An 18314-nucleotide genomic window follows, 5' to 3' on the forward strand; every position below is an offset into this window, starting at 1 on the left:
ATGCACTTAGAGGCAGACCCATGACCCAGGAAACCGGCGGCTTCGCCGCTTTTAATCTTAATCCGAATATTCTTGCAGCCGTCATTGCGACCGGCTACGAAGAGCCTTCGGCTATTCAGCAGCAATCGATCCCGATCATCATGGCCGGTCACGACATGATTGGTCAGGCGCAAACCGGTACGGGTAAAACCGCCGCGTTCGCCCTGCCGATCCTGCACCGCATCGATCCTGCCAAGCGCGAGCCGCAAGCCCTGATCCTGGCGCCAACCCGTGAGTTGGCGCTGCAAGTAGCAACCGCTTTCGAAACCTACGCCAAGCAAATGCCGGGCGTTACCGTTGTGGCCGTTTACGGCGGCGCGCCTATGGGCCCGCAACTGAAAGCAATCCGTAATGGCGCACAGATCGTTGTCGCCACGCCGGGCCGTCTGTGCGACCACCTGCGTCGTGACGAAAAAGTCTTGGCCACCGTGAACCACCTGGTTCTCGACGAAGCCGATGAAATGCTCAAACTGGGTTTCATGGACGACCTCGAAGTTATCTTCAAGGCTCTGCCAGCAACCCGTCAGACCGTATTGTTCTCGGCCACCCTGCCGCAGTCGATCCGTGCCATTGCCGAACGCCATCTGCGCGATCCGCAACACGTGAAGATTCAGACCAAGACTCAGACCGTTACCGCGATCGAACAGGCTCACCTGTTGGTTCACGCTGACCAGAAGACCTCGGCTGTATTGAGCCTGCTGGAAGTGGAAGATTTCGACGCCCTGATCATGTTCGTGCGCACCAAGCAAGCGACCCTGGACCTGGCCAGTGCCCTGGAAGCCAAAGGCTACAAAGCCGCTGCGCTGAACGGTGACATTGCTCAGAACCAGCGTGAGCGCGTGATCGAATCCCTCAAGGATGGCCGTCTGGACATCGTTGTGGCGACCGACGTTGCCGCTCGTGGTCTGGACGTTCCGCGTATCACTCACGTGTTCAACGTTGACATGCCGTACGACCCTGAGTCCTACGTTCACCGTATCGGCCGTACTGGCCGTGCCGGTCGCGAAGGTCGTGCACTGCTGCTGGTGACTCCGCGTGAGCGCCGCATGCTGCAAGTGATCGAGCGTGTAACCGGTCAGAAGGTTGCCGAAGTTCGTCTGCCGGATGCTCAGGCCGTTCTCGATGCCCGCATCAAGAAACTGACCAACAGCCTGTCGCCGCTGGTTGCTGATGCCGAATCGACTCACGGTGATCTGCTGGATCGTCTGACCGCCGACATCGGTTGCACCCCGCGTGCACTGGCCGCTGCTCTGCTGCGCAAGGCAACCAACGCTCAGGCGCTGACCCTGGCTGCAATCGAGAAAGAACGTCCACTGGTGCCGAACAACGCACCGCGTGGCGATCGTCCAGAGCGTACCGGTGATCGTCCGGACCGTGGTGACCGCGAGCGTCGTGCTCCGGTTCCATTGGCTGAAGGTCGTGCTCGTTGCCGTACCGCGCTGGGTGCGCGTGATGGTATCGCTGCCAAGAACCTGCTGGGCGCCATCCTCAACGAAGGTGGTCTGGCACGTGAAGCCATCGGTCGCATCCAGGTGCGTGACAGCTTCAGCCTCGTCGAGCTGCCGGAAGATGGTCTGGAGCGTCTGCTGACCAAACTGAAGGACACTCGCGTTGCCGGTAAGCAGTTGAAGCTGCGTCGCTATCGCGAAGATTGATCCGCTCTCGAGCTGATTGATCGAACATAAAAAATCCCCGACTGGTTCGGGGATTTTTTTTGCCTGCTGTTTTGTTCATGGCTGTTGAGCGGCGTCGTCCCCATCGCGAGCAGGCTCGCTCCCACAGGGAAACGCATTCCAGTGTGGGAGCGAGCCTGCTCGCGATGCGGGCGACTCGGTCTACCTTTCAGCCAAAGCGATAAATATCCATCCCCAGCGCCCCCATGGTGAACCCTTGGTGCGCAATGCTGAACTCACCCCCGGCCGCGCGGGCAAAGTACAGTGGCAGCAGATGCTCATCGCTTGGATGGTTACGCACAGCGTTCGGAGCTTGCTGACGATAATCGTGCAGCGCGGCTTCGTCGTTCGCTTCGAGTTTCTCGATCATCCAGTCGCGGAACGCCTTGGCCCAGGGCTCGACGCTTTCCGGGCCGGCGTGCCAGTCCAGTTCGCGCAGGTTGTGGGTGATACTGCCGGAGCCGATCAACAGCACGCCGTGTTCGCGCAGGCTGGCCAAGGCATGGCCGACGCGGGTTTGCAGGGCAGGGCCGCCACGGGTGGGCAGCGAGACTTGCACCACCGGGATGTCAGCCTGCGGATACATCAACGACAAGGGCACCCAAACGCCATGGTCGAACGGTCGCTGGGCGTCAATGCGCGCTGGCAGACCATCGGTCTTCAGCAGCTCGACTACCTCCGCCGCCAGTTGTGGATTGCCGGGGGCTGGGTATTGCACCTCGAACAAGGCCTTTGGAAAACCACCAAAGTCGTGCCAGGTTTCAGGCTGGGGGTTGCCGCTGACCAGCAGTTCGCTGCTTTCCCAATGCGCGGAAACAATTACGATAGCCTTGGGTTTCGGCAATGCGGCGGCCAGACGTGCGAGGGCCGGTCCGCTGGCGCCGGGTTCCAGGGCTAGCATCGGGGAGCCATGAGAGATATACAGGCTGGGGAACATGAATGAGCTCCTGAGAGTAAGATGGCACCATCTTCAGTCAGATCATTGATCTAAATCTAATATAAGTTTTAGGGTCTTTTGATCGAATTTTTCGGGGTTAATTATGCAGCCGGAGTTTTGGCACAAACGATGGGCGTCGAATCAGATCGGCTTTCATCTGCCGGAAGTGAATCCTCATCTGCAACGGTTCTGGCCAGCGTTGAGCCTGGAAGAGGGCACTCGCGTGCTGGTGCCGCTGTGTGGGAAAAGTCTGGATCTGTTGTGGCTGGCGCACCGAGGTCATGAGGTCTTGGGGATTGAACTGTCGGAAAAGGCCGTGGAGGACTTCTTCAATGAGCATCAATTTGACCCGGACGTCAGTGAGCAGGGGCCGTTCAAGGTCTATCGGGCGGGGTCGATCGAGTTGTGGTGCGGTGATTTCTTCGAGTTGACGGCAGGCGATGTCGCCGATTGCAGCGCACTGTACGACCGCGCAGCGTTGATCGCTTTGCCGCCGGCGATGCGTGAGCGATATGCGGCTCATCTGATTCGCATTCTGCCAAAGGATTCTCTGGGGCTATTGATTACCCTGGATTACGACCAGACGCAGATGGATGGGCCGCCCTTCGCAGTGCTGGATGATGAGGTGCAACGATTGTTCGGCGATGTGTGGGCGCTGAAGATTCTGGAAGACCAGGACGTCCTGGGTGAGAGCTGGAAGTTTCTCGACGCCGGTGTCACGCGGCTTGAAGAGCGGGTTTATCGGGTTTCCAGCCATTAAGGTGTGTTGAGTTTGTTGGCCTCTTCGCGGGCAAGCCTCGCTCCTACAGGATTTGTGTCGTCCACCACAAAACCTGTAGGAGCGAGGCTTGCCCGCGAAGAGGTCCTGATGAACACCGCATTAATCAAGCAGCCAAAAAAAAGGCCCGCATCACTGCGGGCCTTTTCTTTTAGTGCGGAGCGGAGCCTGTCAGCCCCGACGACGCAGTGCGTCGATGCGTTCTTCCAGCGGCGGGTGGCTCATGAACATGCGGGCAAACCCTTGTTTGAGACCACCGTTGATGCCGAAGGCATTCAGGGTGTCCGGCATATGCACCGGCAGCCCTTGTTCTGCACGCAAGCGTTGCAGGGCGCCAATCATTGCGCTGGTGCCCGCCAGGCGTGCGCCGGCATCGTCGGCACGGAATTCGCGTTTGCGCGAGAACCACATGACGATGGCGCTGGCCAGAATACCCAGAACCAGTTCGGCGAAGATGGTCGCCACGTAGTAAGCGATGCCCTGGCCTTCTTCGTTCTTGAAGATCACCTTGTCGACAAAGTTGCCGATGATCCGGGCGAAGAACATCACGAAGGTGTTTACCACGCCCTGGATCAGCGCCAGGGTGACCATGTCGCCATTGGCCACGTGGCCAATTTCGTGAGCCAGGACGGCTTTCACTTCATCCGGCGAGAAACGCTCGAGCAAGCCCTGGCTGACCGCGACCAGTGCGTCGTTCTTGTTCCAGCCAGTAGCGAAGGCGTTGGCTTCATAGGCCGGGAAGATCCCGACTTCGGGCATCTTGATCCCGGCTTCGCGGGACAGTTGCTCGACAGTTTGCAGCAGCCATTGTTCGTGCCGGGTGCGCGGCTGGCTGATGATCTGGGTGCTGGTGCTCATTTTCGCCATCCACTTGGAGATGAACAGCGAGAACAGGGAACCGGCGAAACCAAAGACCGCACAGAAAATCAGCAGCTGATTGAGGTTGAGATCAACCCCGTTGGCCGCCATGAACCCGTTGAAGCCGAAAAGGCTCAGGGTGATGCTGGCAATCAGCACGACCGCCAGGTTAGTGGCCAAAAACAGCAAAATGCGCATCATGGTTGTAGAAATCTCCTCGTGCTAAAGATGTAGCGTACTGCGGGGTATATAAGGTGCTGCACCGGGCTATTCAACCGGGTGACTATTTCAAACTGTGTCCTACGGCAACAGTTTAGCTGCATGAAGGGCATTTCCGACGTCGACATGGGAAACGGTTGTCAGCCCATTAGCGTCGCAGGCGCCCGCCGCTGTTAGGCGCGGGCATGAAACGTGTCGTCAGTCAGCGCTTGAAACAACGATGCAGGGCAGGGCGCACAGATGTGTTGCTGAATTAATCACCGTGCGACTTTCGCAAGCGTCGCACGGTGACAGGCCACTTACTGGCGGTAGGACTTGAGGAAGTTGCCGATTCGGCCGATGGCCTGATCCAGGTCGTCCAGCCGTGGCAGGGTGACCACGCGGAAGTGGTCCGGCCATGGCCAGTTGAAGGCCGTGCCTTGTACCACCAGCAGCTTCTCGGAGAGCAGCAGGTCGAGCACGAATTTCTCGTCGTTATGAATCGGGCAGACTTTCGGGTCGATCCGCGGGAACGCATACAGCGCGCCCATCGGTTTGACGCAGCTCACGCCTGGAATATCGTTCAGCAACTCCCAGGTACGATTGCGCTGTTCCAGCAGACGCCCTTGGGGCAATACCAGGTCGTTGATGCTCTGGTAGCCGCCGAGTGCGGTCTGGATGGCGTGCTGGCTCGGGACGTTGGCACACAGGCGCATGTTGGCCAGTATGTCGATGCCTTCGATGTAGCTCTGGGCGTGATGTTTCGGGCCGGAAATGGCGACCCAGCCGGAACGGAAACCGGCCACGCGATAGGATTTGGACAGACCGTTGAAGGTCATGCACAGCAGGTCCGGCGCCAGTGAGGCGGTGCAGATGTGCACGGCGTCGTCGTACAGGATCTTGTCGTAGATTTCGTCGGAGAACACCACCAGATTGTGCTGGCGGGCCAGTTCCAGCATGCCCAGCAGGACCTCTTTCGAATACACCGAACCGGTGGGGTTGTTCGGGTTGATGATCACCAGGGCCTTGGTGTTGGGGGTGATCTTGGCCTTGATGTCGGCCAGGTCCGGCCACCAGTTGGCCTGTTCATCGCACAGGTAATGCACCGGGTTGCCGCCCGCCAGGCTGACTGCGGCAGTCCACAACGGATAGTCGGGAGCCGGCACCAGCACTTCGTCGCCGTTGTTGAGCAGGGCCTGCATCGACATCACGATCAGCTCGGAAACGCCGTTGCCTAGATAAATGTCTTCAATGCCGACACCTTCCACCTGCTTTTGCTGGTAGTACTGCATCACGGCCTTGCGAGCGCTGAACAATCCCTTGGAATCGCTGTAGCCCTGGGCGGTCGGCAGGTTGCGGATCACGTCCTGAAGGATTTCATCCGGTGCTTCGAAACCAAAGGGCGCCGGGTTGCCAATGTTCAGCTTGAGGATGCGATGACCTTCCTCTTCCAGGCGTTTGGCGTGCTTGAGCACTGGGCCGCGAATGTCGTAGCAGACGTTGGCGAGCTTGTTCGATTTGCTGACCTGCATGGCGATGTGTTCCCGAAAATGAACGATCCAGGCGGCGTATGAACGACCGTACTGGGAATCCTGCGTATTCACACAGGCCTGACGCCTCGAATGGCGGCACTCATAATCCGTTTGAATGCGCGTGGTCTGGCTGCCAGACTGGCGTTTGACGAGGCGCAATCATACGTGCCGCCCGATCCGTGGAAAAGATACAGATCGGGCTTTTTCAGCTGCTGAGGTGTAACAATGGAAAAGTTGGAAAAAACCCTGGAAGAATGGCGTGCAATGCTCGACCCGGAGCAGTACAACGTTTGCCGCCTCAAAGGCACCGAACGGCCGTTCTCCGGTAAGTACAACGACAGCAAAGTCGATGGTGTCTACCACTGCATTTGCTGCAACGCGCCGCTGTTCGACTCCAGAACCAAGTTCGATTCCGGCTGCGGCTGGCCGAGCTTCTACGCGCCGATCGGCGACAGTGCCATGGTCGAGATCCGTGATGTCAGCCACGGCATGATCCGCACCGAAGTGGTCTGCGCCAAATGCGATGCCCACCTTGGGCACGTGTTCCCGGACGGCCCGCCGCCTACCGGTTTGCGTTATTGCATCAATTCGGTGTGCCTGGACCTCGTTCCCCGCGAATAGTCTGCATCTGTATTTTGCTGATGTCGCAAATGTAATGTGCACATGTAGGAGCTGCCGAAGGCTGCGATCTTTTGATCTTCAGCGATCTCAAGAAAAACAAGATCAAAAGATCGCAGCCTTCGGCAGCTCCTACGGTGGAGGTTGTGCGCCAGGTGTTTATTGATTTATTAAATTGCACACAATTCAATTGCTCGCTATGTTTGATATTCCTTCACTCGGAGTTCGTGCCATGAGCGATAACCTGCTGAGCATCCCTTGCACCACCATCAAGGGTGAGCAAAAGACCCTGGCCGATTTCGCCGGCAAAGCGGTGCTGGTGGTCAACACCGCCAGCAAATGCGGTTTCACCCCGCAGTACAAAGGCCTCGAAGAGCTGTGGCAGACCTACAAGGATCAAGGCCTGGTAGTGCTTGGTTTTCCCTGCAATCAGTTCGGCAAGCAAGAGCCGGGCAACGAGGGGGCGATTTCCGAGTTCTGCGAGTTGAATTACGGGGTGAGTTTCCCGCTGTTCAAAAAGATTGAAGTCAATGGTGCCGGTGCCCATCCCCTGTTTGTTCAGTTGAAAAAGCGCGCACCGGGCGTGTTGGGCTCCCAAGGCATCAAGTGGAATTTCACCAAGTTCCTGATCGGCAAGGACGGCCAGTTGGTCAAGCGCTTTGCTCCGGCGACTAAACCGCAGGACCTGAGCCGCGAGATCGAAGCCCTGCTCAAATGAACACGTTGTCAGTTGATTCGCTGAAGCTCGACAGTCAGCTCTGCTTCAAGCTGTACGCCGCTTCTCGGGCGGTGATCCGTGCCTATAAGCCGATGCTCGATCAGTTGGGCCTGACCTATCCGCAATACCTGGCGATGCTGGTGTTGTGGGAATGGCTGGAGGCGGCGCCGGAGCAGCCCACGGTCAAGGCCCTGGGTGAGCGCCTGGCACTGGATTCCGGGACCCTGACGCCGCTGCTCAAGCGTCTTGAACAACTGCAGCTGGTGCAGCGTCAGCGTTCGGCGCGCGATGAACGTGAGGTGCACTTGAGCCTGTCGCCAGCCGGCAAGGCCTTGCGCGATCAGGTCGGGCCGCTCAAGGCCCGCCTGTTGTGCGACAGCGGCATCGATCTGGATCACCTGAATGATCTGCGCAACGGTCTCGATCACCTGTTGGGGCAAATCAAAGCGCTGTCGTAGTGGGTATCCACAAGTCGAGCAGGGCTGCCAGTTCTTCCCGGCGGAAAGGCTTGGCCAAATAGTCGCTCATGCCCGCCGCGCGGCAACGTTCGCGTTCTTCGGACATGGCGTTGGCGGTCAGGGCGACGATGGGCAGTTGTGGCCAGCGCCCGCTGCGACGGATTTGCCGGCTGGCTTCATAGCCATCCATCACCGGCATGTTGCAGTCCATCAGCACCAGATCGAATTCACTTTGCTCAAGTTGATCCAGGGCCTCGGCACCGTGGGCGGCGACGATCACCTCGCACCCGAGCTTGCCGAGCATTCCCTTGGCCACCAACTGATTGACCGGATTGTCCTCCACCAACAAGATGCGTCCGCGTCGATGGGCGGAAAGGGCTTCGATCCGGGCACCGTTGATCGGGTGAACTTCCGGCTGCAGGATCCGCCGCAACGTCTGGTAAAGCGCGTTGCGCGCCAGAGGTCGTGCTTGTTGCTGCAAGGGCGCCAAGGCACTTGCTTCCTGAGTGGGCATGAAGCTGCCATAGGCGGTTACCAGCAGAATCGGTGCATCGAATGTAGGGCGCAGGCCAAACAGGCATTCGGGGCAGTCAGTAATCAGTACATCCGGTTTCAGGCCGATCAACCGGTCATCGATGGAGCGCTGCTGATAGTCAAGGCCCCAACCGGGTAACAGGTTGCTCAACAGTTCCGCCAGACCGCTGCTGGCGGCAGTGATGGCGACGATATTGCCCTGCAAGGGGGCCGGGGGGGTGGCCCGAGTGTGGCATGGCAACGGCAGGTCGGCGCAGAACTGGCTGCCAAAACCGGCTTCCGAGCTGATGGTCAGCCGCCCTTGCATGGCTTCGCAGAGGTTGTAGGTCAACGCCAGCCCCAGCCCGGTCCCGCCGAATTGCCGGGTAATGCCGGCGCCGGCCTGGGTGAATGGCTGGAAGATTTTGACCTGCGCGTCCTGGGCGATGCCGATACCGGTGTCGCAGACTTCGACTCTTACGCCATCCTCGAATGTTGAAAGACGCACATCGACCCGCCCGAAACGGGTGAACTTCAGGGCGTTGGACAGCAGGTTGCTGACAATTTGCCGGACCCGGGTCGGATCACCGAGCACCAGTGCGGGAAATTGCGGATCGATCAGGCACGTCAGTTCGACGCTGGGCGCGGCGTTCTGGGACAGCAAGTTGGCGGTGTCTTCGATCAGCGAGCCGAGGTCGAATGGAATGTGTTCGAGTTCGAGCTGGCCAGCATCGAATTTCGACAGGTCGAGAATATCGTTGAGCAGTTCCACCAGCACTTTGCCCGAGTCATGGGCGATGGACAGTTGTTGCTGTTGCTCGGCATTGAGCGGGCCGTCCAGCGAGAGCGCGATCATCCCCAACAAACCATTGAGGGGCGTGCGGATTTCATGGCTCATGTTGGCCAGGAACACCGAGCGCGCTTCCGCCATGTCCAGGGCGGTGCGGCGGGCGACTTCCAGCTCCTCGTTCGATTGGCTGAGCCGGGCGTTGATTGCTTTGAGTTCGGCGGTGCGGGCCGAGACGATGTTTTCCAGTTGCCCGAGGTAGTCGGTCAGGCGGTTTTCGGCGTTGCTTCGCTGCTGGATTTCGGTGGCGATGTTTTCGAACTGCTGATTGGCGACCTTGACCAGAACGCCGATTTCGTCGTTTTCATGCCCCGCTGGACACTCCAGCCACGTCGGCTCAGCGCTGCGTGGATCGCGGCCACTGAGTTCGCGGATGACCCGTACCAATGGTTTGGTCAACATCACATAGAACAGCGCCAGCAGAATCCCGCTCAGCAGCAGGCTGCGCGCAAAGCCGTTGAGCAGGGTGACTTCGGCCCGGCGCAGAAAGCGGCTGCCGAAGGCATAAGTATCGACGTCCAGGTGCAGGGTCCCAAGGGATTCGTCCGGCAAGTGGTCGAGGTAGAGACGGTCTTCGAACTGTCGGTTGGCGCCGAACAGGAAGTCACTGATCATCCGGTAACTGCTTTGCAGCTCCGGGCGCTTGACGCTGGCCAGCACGGTATTGTTGTTGTCGGTCAATTGCGCACCGATGATCGCCGGGGAGCGCAGCAGGCCCAGGGTCAGCTCTTGGGCAAGTTCGGCGTCGATGTTGTAGGCGATGCGGGACGCGGGGTTATGGCTGATTTCCAGTAAAGACAGTATTTCACGGTTGATGGAGGCGTCTTCGCTGGCATAATCGATGCCTATTTGCAGCAGGCTGAGCAGCGTGCCCAGAATGAAACCGACCAGCACTGTAAGCCTGGCTTGCTTGTACGACAGCCGGTGGCTGAACTTGATGTCCATGGGGTGTTGAACCACTTCCGTTTCCCTTCGCTGCTCAAGCATAGTCGATCATCATTGCATACCGATGGTCTCGAAAAACACCTGTGCTGGGTGTAGACCGGGCATCGGACGTTGTATTTCGTCGCTGTACCGCAATCATCACTGTGAACGTGCCCGAGGAGAAGACGTGGATTCCCGATTGAATGCTTTTCTTGAACGCGCCGACGCCGTTCTGGCCCGTATCGAGCCGCTGCTGCCGGCGCCTCGACAGGCCATCGACTGGACGCACTGTCTGGCCGCGCGCTGGCAACGCGAGGGACGCAGCGGTTTTCTGCTGCCGCTGCAAGTCAGCCTGGACACGCGTTTGTCCGACCTGATCGGCGTTGACCGGCAACTGGAACAACTGGGCCGCAACACTCAACAGTTTCTCGACGGCATGCCCGCCAACCACGCCTTGCTCTGGGGCTCGCGAGGCACCGGTAAATCGTCGCTGGTACGCGCCTTGCTGTCCGAACACGCCAAGAGCGGCCTGCGGCTGATCGAGATCGAACGTGATCACCTGGCGGACCTGCCGCGAGTGGTTGAGCAGATCGCCAAACTGCCCCAGCGTTTCGTGCTGTTCTGCGATGACCTGTCGTTTGAATCGGGTGAGGGCGACTATCGCGTGCTCAAGAGTGTGCTGGATGGCTCCCTTGAGCAGGCGCCCGACAACGTTCTGCTGTATGCCACTTCCAACCGTCGCCATCTGGTGCCGGAAAAGGAAAGCGATAACGAAAACTGGAAAAGGGTCGATGGCGAACTCCATCCCAATGAAGCGGTGGAAGACAAGATCGCGCTGTCGGACCGTTTTGGTCTGTGGTTGTCGTTCTATCCGTTTACTCAGGAACATTTCCTCAACGTCGTCGAGCACTGGATCGGTCAACTGGCCGACAAGGCCGGCCTCAAGTGGCAGCGTGACGACGAGCTGGACATCCTGGCGGTGCGCTGGGCCACGGGCCGGGGTAATCGCAATGGCCGCTGCGCGTATCAATTTGCCCGCTATTGGGTCGGGCTGAAGCTGTTGGAGCACAAGGCATGATCGATTTACAAAAAAGCGGCCAGGGCCTTGAGGGCTACGGCATGCTGTGGGCGCAGCTGGAATCACTGCTGGCGGACGAGCGTGATTTTATCGCCAACGCCGCGCAATTTTCAGCGTTTCTGTTCAACCAGCTCGACGACCTGAACTGGGCCGGTTTCTACCTGAATCGCAACGAAGAACTGGTGCTTGGCCCGTTTCAGGGGCAGATCGCCTGCGTGCGGATTCCATTCGGTCGGGGCGTGTGCGGTGCGGCGGCGGCCACCTTGCAGACCCAGCGGGTTGAAGACGTACATGCGTTCCCCGGGCATATCGCCTGCGACAGCGCCTCGAACAGTGAATTAGTGGTGCCTTTGGTCAAGGACGGTCGACTGATCGGCGTGTTGGACCTGGACAGCCCGAAACTGGCACGTTTTACCGCTGACGATCAGGCCGGTATCGAACAGCTGGCGGCGATTTTCCTGCGCCTGACTAACTGCTGATCAGGCCATCAAGCCTGCCTTGATCAGCAGGCTTGACGGGTCGACGGCATCGATCTGTCGTGGATCGAGATATTGGTTGGCGTACTGCAAGTAGATTTCGGCGTTGATGAACAGTCCGGACAGTTCACCATCGGGCATTGCAGCTTTCTCCATGACGATTAACTCACTGCTCAGCCTTCAAGCATAGTTAATGCTCCTTCATTCTGCTTTTGCCATGGCGTGCCATCTGATGTTGCAATGCCTGCTCCAGTTCAAGCATGGCGCGCTCCATGGACTTGCTGCACTCGACCACTTCCTCGTCGTGGAGCACCTCATGGCAGGCTTTTTCGAGCGCCTCGCAGGTGTCGATCAGTCGAGAGGCCTGGACAATTCTGGCGGCGCCTTTGATTTTATGGGCCATGTCGAGAAGTGATTGGCGGTCATTCGACGGGGACAACGCCATCAGCGCCTGTCGGTCCAGGCGATTGCTGTTCAGCAGCTCGGTCAACAATCGCTGGTTCAGTGTCGGGTTGCCACCGGTCAACAGGTGCAGCCCCTCCAGACTGAAGGCCGGGTTGTGGACCGTCGGCGTAATGCCTGCAATCCATCGGCTCAAGGCAGTCAGGCTGAGGGGTTTAAACAAGCAATCGTCCATTCCGGCCTGTTTGCAGCGCTGTCTTTCTTCCGGCTGCGCGTTGGCAGTGAAACCCAGAACGGTACAGGGAGGGCGCTGCATGTGTTGTTCATGCTGGCGAATGGCACGGGCCAGGTCATAGCCATTCATGATCGGCATGTTGCAATCGGCAATCACCAGGTCGAATGGCTCACTTTTCCAGGCCTTGAATCCCGCCTCGCCATCCGGTGCGACACTGAACCGATGCCCCAGAAACTCCAGTTGCTGACACATGAGCAAGCGATTGGCCGGGTGATCATCGACCACCAGAACGTTAAAGGGGGCTGCGCTCGGATGGATTGGCGGCTCGGCAAGTTCGGGCATCCGTTCCGGTGACAGAGTTGCCAGGTTCAATGAGACCCGGACCTGAGTGCCACCCCCCGGCTGACTGCTCAACTGCAGGTCGCCGCCCATCATTTCGCATAGATGGCGGCTGATCACCAGGCCTAACCCCGCACCGCCTCTTGGCGGCTGCCCAGGGTGATCGGCCTGGGCGAAAGGTTCGAACAGTCGCTGTTGATCCTGCTCGCTGATCCCTACGCCGCTGTCCTCGACCTGCAACTGCAACTGGACCCGGTCGGGATCGTCGACGGGATGCAGTTCAACGCTGATCCTGACCTGGCCCTGTTGCGTAAACTTGATCGCATTGCTGACGAGATTGGACAGCACTTGCTTGAAGCGCATCGGGTCCAATACAACATCGATCGCCGGTTTGGCGGGACTGAACTCCAATAACAGGCCCAGATTTTTCTGCCGGGCCAGCCCATCGAAGATTCGCACCACCGACGCCACGGTTTCATCCAGCTTGACCCGTTCCGGGCTCAGGCTCAGATGCCCGGATTCAATACGCGCAATATCGAGAATATCCCCGATCAGTTCCAGCAGGTCTTTGGCCGAGTTGTACGCGACGTCGATGGCCGGTCGATCCGGGTGGCCGTGATCGATCCGTTTGAGTGTCAGTTCGAGCATGCCGATGATCGCATTCATGGGCGTGCGGATCTCATGGCTCATGGTTGCCAGAAAGGTGCTTTTAGCTCTGTTGGCCTCATCGGCGCGCTCTTTCGCCGCGCGCAGCTCATCGAACAATTGCCGCCGTTCGCTGATGTCGATCCAGCCACCAATGATGCCTTGCACCTCACCGCTCGAGTCTCGATAGGGAAGAATCCAGTGGTAGATCGTCAGCGTGCGGCTGCCGATGTGCAAAGGGCGATCAAGAACCAGCGGTGTGTCCTCGGCCATGACGCGCTGGTAGTCCGACTGATATTCCCGTGCTTCGAAAACGTTGCTCAGGGCGCCTTGCATGACACCTTTACCAATCACGTCTTCGCGTCTCGCGCAGAACGTTTCCAGGTAGCTGTCGTTACAGCTTTTCAGTAAACCCTGACGATCACGCACGTAAATGGGATGGGGCGTGCCGTTGACCAGCGATCCCATGAACTCCAATTGATCGCTCAATGCCCGTTCGGCCGCCTGGCGCTGTTTGATCTGGCGACGCATGTAAGCGTTCCAGGCAACGGAAATCAGCAGCAACACGCCGGCACCGATAACGATCTGATAGAACACCCGGTGATAGTTGCGCCAGGTATTTTGCGAAGCTGCCGAATAGCCACGCCAGCGGTTGTTAATGATGCCCAGCTCTTCCGGTGCGATGCTCAACAGGGCCTTGTCGAGGATGGAACTCAGTTCTTTGGCATCGCGCCCGGTCGCCAGGGAAAACGCCGCCTGTTGGGTGCCGATGGTGGTGCTGATTTGCAGTGAATGCTTGAAGATCTGTGACGAGATGAAATAGTTGGCGATCACCAGTGAGGTGGCCGCTCCCTCTACCCGGCCATCGGCGAGCAACTCCACGGCACTGAATGTATCAGGGGTTTCAATCAGGTTGATCTGCGGAAACTCGCTACGCAGGTATTCCACCAGTGGATTGCCTTGGGCGATCGCCAGGCGTTTGTCCTGCAGTTGTGCAAGGTTCGTCGGGCTGCCGGCCGTTTTGCGTGTCAGCAGGACAAAGGAGTTTTCCAGATAAGGACGGCTGAAGCTCAAGGTCGTTTCACGTTGGGCGCTGGGGAGCAGGGACGCGATCAGGTCGGCCTTGTGGATATTGATCTGTTCGATCATCTCGTCGTCGCTTCGGCTGCGCTGAATCTCGAACCGTAAACCGGTGCGCAATCTGATCAATTCGAGCAGGTCAGCTGTAACGCCACGAAAGTTGCCGTCGCCGTCGAAAAACGTCAGCGGTGCAAACGCTTCATTGACTACGACACGAACCTGCGGATGTTGCGCCAGCCAGCGTTCTTCGCGGTGAGTGAGTTGCAGTTTTTGATCGGTGAGAAGAATGTCGCTGCCGGCACTCCAGCGTTTGGCAATGTTTTCTCGCTCGCTGGTGGGGATGGCCTTGAGTACCGCATTGATGATGCCGAGCAGATCCGGGTTGTCCTTATGCACGGCGAAGCTGAAGCCGTGGGTCTCGTGCTGACCGAAGTTGGCCATGCGGATATTGTTCAGATACCCCTTGTTGATCATGTAATGGGTCGAGATGGTGTCACCGAGAAAAACGTCAGCCTGGTCAAAGGCCACCGCGTTGATTGCATTCTGATAGGACGGGTAAGAGGTGATGATCGCTTTCGGATACAGCGCTCTGACTTCCTCCAGAGGCAGATAGTGATACACCATGCTCAACCGCATGCCGGCAAGACCGTCGCTCAGGGACCTGGTTTCGCCTTCGCGTGTCACCAGTACGGGTTGATCCACCGCGTAAGGCGTGGACAGCACAATATCGGTATTGTCGGCCTCGTACCCATTGGCGGTGCCGAGCATGTCGACCTCGCCTTTTTCCAGCGCCTCGATCGCGGCGCCTCGGGAGGCGAAGCGCTGAATCTTGACGGGCAACCCCGTCGTCTTGCCAAGGATGCCGGCATAATCGGCGGTAAAACCTTCATAGTCGTGGCCGCTGAGGGTCAGGTCGAAAGGAGGATAATCCGGGGCCGAGGCGCCCAGGATCAATTCACGTTTGTTTCTAATCCATTGTCGTTGTGAGGCATCCAGTTGGACTTCCATGTTCCCGGCTGTTGAGCGACTCAGCAGGGTGTAGTTTTCGCTGGCCGTCTGTGCCGCGAGCACCGAGGTGCTCAGACATAAACCCATGGCCATGAGTATCAGATAATCCTTCAAACGACTGGGCATCCTTTCTCTCACACTAATGCGTTACGTTTTGCCATATCGATGAGTTCAACCAGGGATTTGGCTTTGAGTTTTTGCATGAGTCGTTTTTTATAGGTGCTGACCGTCTTGTTACTAAGAAACATGCCCTTGGCAATTTCCTTGTTGGTGCGACCTTGGGCAAAAAGTTGTAATACCATCAGCTCTCGATCGTTAACGGATTTAAATAGCTCCAGGTCTGCCCACCGTGGGTCATCATTGCGAACCGGATTCAAGGCTTGGCTCGGGAAATAGTTGTAACCTGATAAGACTGCTTTGATCGCGCTCACCAGTTCACTCAGATCTTCCTGTTTGCATACATATCCCGATGCTCCGGATTGCATGCAGCGGATACCGAAGAGTGTCGGGCTTTGTGCGGTGAGTACCAGTGTTTTCAGTGGGGTGCTCATTGCATTGAAACGGGAGAGAACTTCGAGCCCATCGAGCTTCGGAATACTGATGTCGAGAATGATAAGGTCGGGCATGCATTCGCGAACCATCTGCATCGCATCGACCCCATTATCAGTTTCGCCGACGACTTTATAACCTTCATGTTCCAACAGCATTCGAACGGCAAGGCGAATGACGGGGTGATCGTCGATAATAAAAACGGAGTTCATAATAAAATCCCATACGTACACAAATAAAGCGAGCACCTTAGCTCAGATAGTTGAGGGGGCGCATGAACTGACGGGGCTATAGCAGCAATATAGGAAAAGTCCTACAACAGAAAAAGAGTCGGCCTACGTGTCAATTAGATTTTGAATGAGGAAGGGTAAAAAGGCGACAGGTGTAGTCAAAGGTCTGAAAGCGTTTAATTATAAGTTTCTATTTTTATTCGGTTCCGGTTTTTAGTGTGTTCAGGTTTCGTAGTTTATTGTGATGCCAAGGTCAATAGCTTTCTAAAGTCCGATTGTTTCAATGGCTTGATCAAGTAACCCAGCAAGGGTAGTTCATGTGCGTACGCCACTTTTTTAAGTTCGTCCAGTTCATGGGATGTCAGGCTGCTCAGAAGTATGGCTTGCCTGATCATTCCCCGGTGACTGGCGTACTCGATCAAATCAAGTCCTGGAAGGTCAGGCAGGCATTGGTCGCACAGAAGAATATCGAACGGTTGCGAAGCCTTGAGCATTTGTTGCAAGGCGCCTTCGGCACTGTCAGTGGCGGTCAGTTGGGTGAAGCCGTAACTCTCTAGCAGGTATTGAGTCGCTCTTAGCTGAAAAGGATGATCTTCCACCAGCAAGATGCGCCAGTCGTGTTTGAACATAGGGTTTTTCATGCTCTCGTCTGCCGAGCGGTGGGAGCGTGATTGTTTCACGGCAAGTCCGAGCAATCGATCAGCCGGCTCTGCACAGTGTGTAGGGCAATTCTGTCGAGGTTGAAATACAAGTGAGTATCGAATTCGATCAGCCGTTCAGGTCCTGACACGGCTGATCGATACGTTTTTTATCCGTGGCTGGATCGCCCCGTCATTTCCAGTGCCATTTCGCTGGCATAGCTGTCGGTCATGCCGGCGATGAAATCAATCATGCGCAAGAATGCGGTGTGTAAAGGGCCGTGAGGGTCGGGAGCGTTGTTGCCCAGCAGATCGAGTATGCGGCGATGCTTGAAGGATGGCGTACGACCGTTATGCTGTTCCAGCGCCGCGCCGCAAAAGGCATTGAGCAGAATTTCCAGGGTGGTATAGGCGCCGATTTCGTGAAGCGTTTTACGCTTGTCCTGGAAGATTTTTTTGCGCGCCATGTCCTTGGCGTTCAAGACGCAACGCTTGGCAGGACCATGCATGTGTTCCACCAGATCACCCGGTAGCGTGCCGGCGAGCAACGCGTCCTGTTGCTCGACGAAGGCTCGGGCCGCTGCGTTGGTCAGGTGTTCGATGGCTTTGCCCCGCAGGATCGCCAGCTTACGTCGACGCGAGTCCTGTGGGCCGAGTTGGCGATAGGTCTCCGGAAGATCGTCGCCCACCAGGTCCAGCAGCAGGGATTCGACTTCGGCGTACTCCAACAGCTCCATCTCGAGGCCATCTTCCAGATCGATCAGCGCATAGCAGATGTCGTCGGCGGCCTCCATCAGATACACCAGTGGGTGGCGCGCCCAGCGCTGTTCTTCCAGTTGTGGCAGGCCGAGTTTATGCGCGATCTGTTCCAGCAGCGGCAGTTCGCTCTGATAGCAGCCGAACTTGTGCTTTTTGTAGCCCAATGAGTCGGCGTGCCGAGCGGTCCATGGGTATTTCAGGTAGGTGCCCAAGGTCGCGTAGGTCAGCCGGGTTCCTCCTTCGAACTGATGGTATTCAAGCTGGGTGAGCACACGGAAGCCTTGGGCATTGCCTTCGAAATTGAGGAAGTCATTGCGTTCGACTTCACTCATGGCATCCAGCCAGCCACGCCCGGCGGCCTGCTGAAACCAGTGGCGGATCGCGTCTTCGCCGGAGTGGCCGAAGGGTGGATTGCCAATGTCATGGGCCAGGCAAGCCGATTGCACCACCATCCCCAGGTCGCTCGGCTCGCACCAGTCGGGCAGGGCGCTGCGGATGGTTTCACCCACACGCATGCCCAGCGAGCGGCCGACGCAGCTGACTTCCAGCGAGTGGGTCAGCCGCGTGTGGATGTGATCGTTGCTGGAGACCGGATGGACCTGGGTCTTGCGCCCGAGACGGCGAAACGCGCCCGAGAAAATGATGCGGTCGTGGTCTTTATGGAAAGGGCTGCGGCCGAGTTCTTCCGGGCTGTGCACAGGCTTTCCGAGGCGTTCGCGGGTAAGCAGGGTTTGCCAATCCAAGGCTGGTTTCTCCGTCAGGTGACTGATCCCCTAGCTTCC

Annotated in this window: 16 protein-coding genes; 7 read left to right on the forward strand and 9 right to left on the reverse strand. The window is 57.7% G+C overall.

Features of this window, described 5'->3' with window-relative positions:
* Nucleotides 1-20 precede the first annotated feature (20 nt).
* Complete coding sequence (locus KGB14_RS01630) at nt 21-1694, forward strand: DEAD/DEAH box helicase (protein ID WP_223483799.1); 1674 nt, start codon at nt 21-23, stop codon at nt 1692-1694.
* Nucleotides 1695-1881: 187 nt separating this feature from the next.
* On the opposite strand, the gene KGB14_RS01635 is transcribed toward KGB14_RS01630, so the two are convergent.
* Nucleotides 1882-2649, reverse strand: a complete 768-nt coding sequence (locus KGB14_RS01635) for a DODA-type extradiol aromatic ring-opening family dioxygenase (protein ID WP_223483800.1) — start codon at nt 2647-2649, stop codon at nt 1882-1884.
* A 103-nt stretch (nt 2650-2752) separates the two neighbouring features.
* On the opposite strand from KGB14_RS01635, the gene KGB14_RS01640 reads away from it, so the two are divergent.
* Complete coding sequence (locus KGB14_RS01640; protein ID WP_223483801.1) at nt 2753-3409, forward strand: thiopurine S-methyltransferase; 657 nt, start codon at nt 2753-2755, stop codon at nt 3407-3409.
* A 189-nt stretch (nt 3410-3598) separates the two neighbouring features.
* On the opposite strand, the gene htpX is transcribed toward KGB14_RS01640, so the two are convergent.
* Nucleotides 3599-4486, reverse strand: a complete 888-nt coding sequence (htpX, locus tag KGB14_RS01645; protein ID WP_008075669.1) for a protease HtpX — start codon at nt 4484-4486, stop codon at nt 3599-3601.
* 317 nt (nt 4487-4803) lie between these two features.
* The gene (locus KGB14_RS01650) at nt 4804-6015 is read right to left on the reverse strand and encodes a pyridoxal phosphate-dependent aminotransferase (RefSeq protein WP_223483802.1); all 1212 of its coding nucleotides are present in this window, start codon (nt 6013-6015) and stop codon (nt 4804-4806) included.
* 225 nt (nt 6016-6240) lie between these two features.
* On the opposite strand from KGB14_RS01650, the gene msrB reads away from it, so the two are divergent.
* From msrB to KGB14_RS01665, 3 genes are all read left to right on the forward strand, one after another.
* On the forward strand, nt 6241-6636 hold the full coding sequence (gene msrB / locus KGB14_RS01655; RefSeq protein ID WP_192344089.1) for a peptide-methionine (R)-S-oxide reductase MsrB: 396 nt from the start codon (nt 6241-6243) through the stop codon (nt 6634-6636).
* Between the two features lie 229 nt (nt 6637-6865).
* Nucleotides 6866-7351 (forward strand): glutathione peroxidase, encoded by a 486-nt coding sequence (locus KGB14_RS01660; RefSeq protein WP_223483803.1) that lies wholly within the window; start codon nt 6866-6868, stop codon nt 7349-7351.
* Nucleotides 7348-7809, forward strand: a complete 462-nt coding sequence (locus tag KGB14_RS01665; protein ID WP_223483804.1) for a MarR family winged helix-turn-helix transcriptional regulator — start codon at nt 7348-7350, stop codon at nt 7807-7809. Before KGB14_RS01660 ends, KGB14_RS01665 begins: the two co-directional genes overlap by 4 nt.
* On the opposite strand, the gene KGB14_RS01670 is transcribed toward KGB14_RS01665, so the two are convergent.
* The gene (locus KGB14_RS01670) at nt 7793-10114 is read right to left on the reverse strand and encodes a response regulator (RefSeq protein WP_223483871.1); all 2322 of its coding nucleotides are present in this window, start codon (nt 10112-10114) and stop codon (nt 7793-7795) included. The two genes, KGB14_RS01665 and KGB14_RS01670, sit on opposite strands and share 17 nt — an antisense overlap.
* 166 nt (nt 10115-10280) lie before the next feature.
* On the opposite strand from KGB14_RS01670, the gene KGB14_RS01675 reads away from it, so the two are divergent.
* Both KGB14_RS01675 and KGB14_RS01680 read left to right on the forward strand, forming a co-directional pair.
* Complete coding sequence (locus tag KGB14_RS01675) at nt 10281-11171, forward strand: ATP-binding protein (protein WP_223483805.1); 891 nt, start codon at nt 10281-10283, stop codon at nt 11169-11171.
* Entirely contained in the window at nt 11168-11650 is a 483-nt protein-coding gene (locus tag KGB14_RS01680; RefSeq protein ID WP_223483806.1) for a GAF domain-containing protein, read from the forward strand. The genes KGB14_RS01675 and KGB14_RS01680 overlap by 4 nt, the downstream gene beginning before the upstream one ends.
* Here the strand turns inward: KGB14_RS01680 and KGB14_RS01685 are convergent, their stop codons facing one another.
* The 5 genes from KGB14_RS01685 to KGB14_RS01705 all read right to left on the reverse strand — a co-directional run bounded on the left by KGB14_RS01685 (nt 11651) and on the right by KGB14_RS01705 (nt 18275).
* On the reverse strand, nt 11651-11788 hold the full coding sequence (locus KGB14_RS01685) for a hypothetical protein (RefSeq protein WP_223483874.1): 138 nt from the start codon (nt 11786-11788) through the stop codon (nt 11651-11653).
* A 49-nt stretch (nt 11789-11837) separates the two neighbouring features.
* Nucleotides 11838-15482 (reverse strand): transporter substrate-binding domain-containing protein, encoded by a 3645-nt coding sequence (locus KGB14_RS01690; protein WP_223483807.1) that lies wholly within the window; start codon nt 15480-15482, stop codon nt 11838-11840.
* An 8-nt stretch (nt 15483-15490) separates the two neighbouring features.
* Nucleotides 15491-16117, reverse strand: a complete 627-nt coding sequence (locus KGB14_RS01695; RefSeq protein ID WP_223483808.1) for a response regulator transcription factor — start codon at nt 16115-16117, stop codon at nt 15491-15493.
* 254 nt (nt 16118-16371) lie between these two features.
* Entirely contained in the window at nt 16372-16776 is a 405-nt protein-coding gene (locus KGB14_RS01700; protein WP_223483809.1) for a response regulator, read from the reverse strand.
* 167 nt (nt 16777-16943) lie between these two features.
* A complete protein-coding gene (locus KGB14_RS01705) occupies nt 16944-18275 on the reverse strand; it encodes a deoxyguanosinetriphosphate triphosphohydrolase (RefSeq protein WP_223483810.1) in 1332 nt (443 codons plus the stop codon).
* Nucleotides 18276-18314 lie beyond the last annotated feature (39 nt).

The organism is Pseudomonas sp. A-RE-19 (assembly GCF_019956555.1).
GTDB lineage: Bacteria > Pseudomonadota > Gammaproteobacteria > Pseudomonadales > Pseudomonadaceae > Aquipseudomonas.

Coding starts and splice junctions, on each gene's coding strand:
- KGB14_RS01640 (WP_223483801.1), top strand. CDS start 2,753: ATGCAGCCGGAGTTTTGGCACAAACGATGGGCGTCGAATCAGATCGGC.
- KGB14_RS01665 (WP_223483804.1), top strand. CDS start 7,348: ATGAACACGTTGTCAGTTGATTCGCTGAAGCTCGACAGTCAGCTCTGC.
- KGB14_RS01685 (WP_223483874.1), bottom strand. CDS start 11,788: ATGCCCGATGGTGAACTGTCCGGACTGTTCATCAACGCCGAAATCTAC.
- KGB14_RS01680 (WP_223483806.1), top strand. CDS start 11,168: ATGATCGATTTACAAAAAAGCGGCCAGGGCCTTGAGGGCTACGGCATG.
- htpX (WP_008075669.1), bottom strand. CDS start 4,486: ATGATGCGCATTTTGCTGTTTTTGGCCACTAACCTGGCGGTCGTGCTG.
- KGB14_RS01650 (WP_223483802.1), bottom strand. CDS start 6,015: ATGCAGGTCAGCAAATCGAACAAGCTCGCCAACGTCTGCTACGACATT.
- KGB14_RS01690 (WP_223483807.1), bottom strand. CDS start 15,482: ATGCCCAGTCGTTTGAAGGATTATCTGATACTCATGGCCATGGGTTTA.
- KGB14_RS01630 (WP_223483799.1), top strand. CDS start 21: ATGACCCAGGAAACCGGCGGCTTCGCCGCTTTTAATCTTAATCCGAAT.
- KGB14_RS01660 (WP_223483803.1), top strand. CDS start 6,866: ATGAGCGATAACCTGCTGAGCATCCCTTGCACCACCATCAAGGGTGAG.
- KGB14_RS01635 (WP_223483800.1), bottom strand. CDS start 2,649: ATGTTCCCCAGCCTGTATATCTCTCATGGCTCCCCGATGCTAGCCCTG.
- msrB (WP_192344089.1), top strand. CDS start 6,241: ATGGAAAAGTTGGAAAAAACCCTGGAAGAATGGCGTGCAATGCTCGAC.
- KGB14_RS01700 (WP_223483809.1), bottom strand. CDS start 16,776: ATGAAAAACCCTATGTTCAAACACGACTGGCGCATCTTGCTGGTGGAA.
- KGB14_RS01695 (WP_223483808.1), bottom strand. CDS start 16,117: ATGAACTCCGTTTTTATTATCGACGATCACCCCGTCATTCGCCTTGCC.
- KGB14_RS01670 (WP_223483871.1), bottom strand. CDS start 10,114: ATGGACATCAAGTTCAGCCACCGGCTGTCGTACAAGCAAGCCAGGCTT.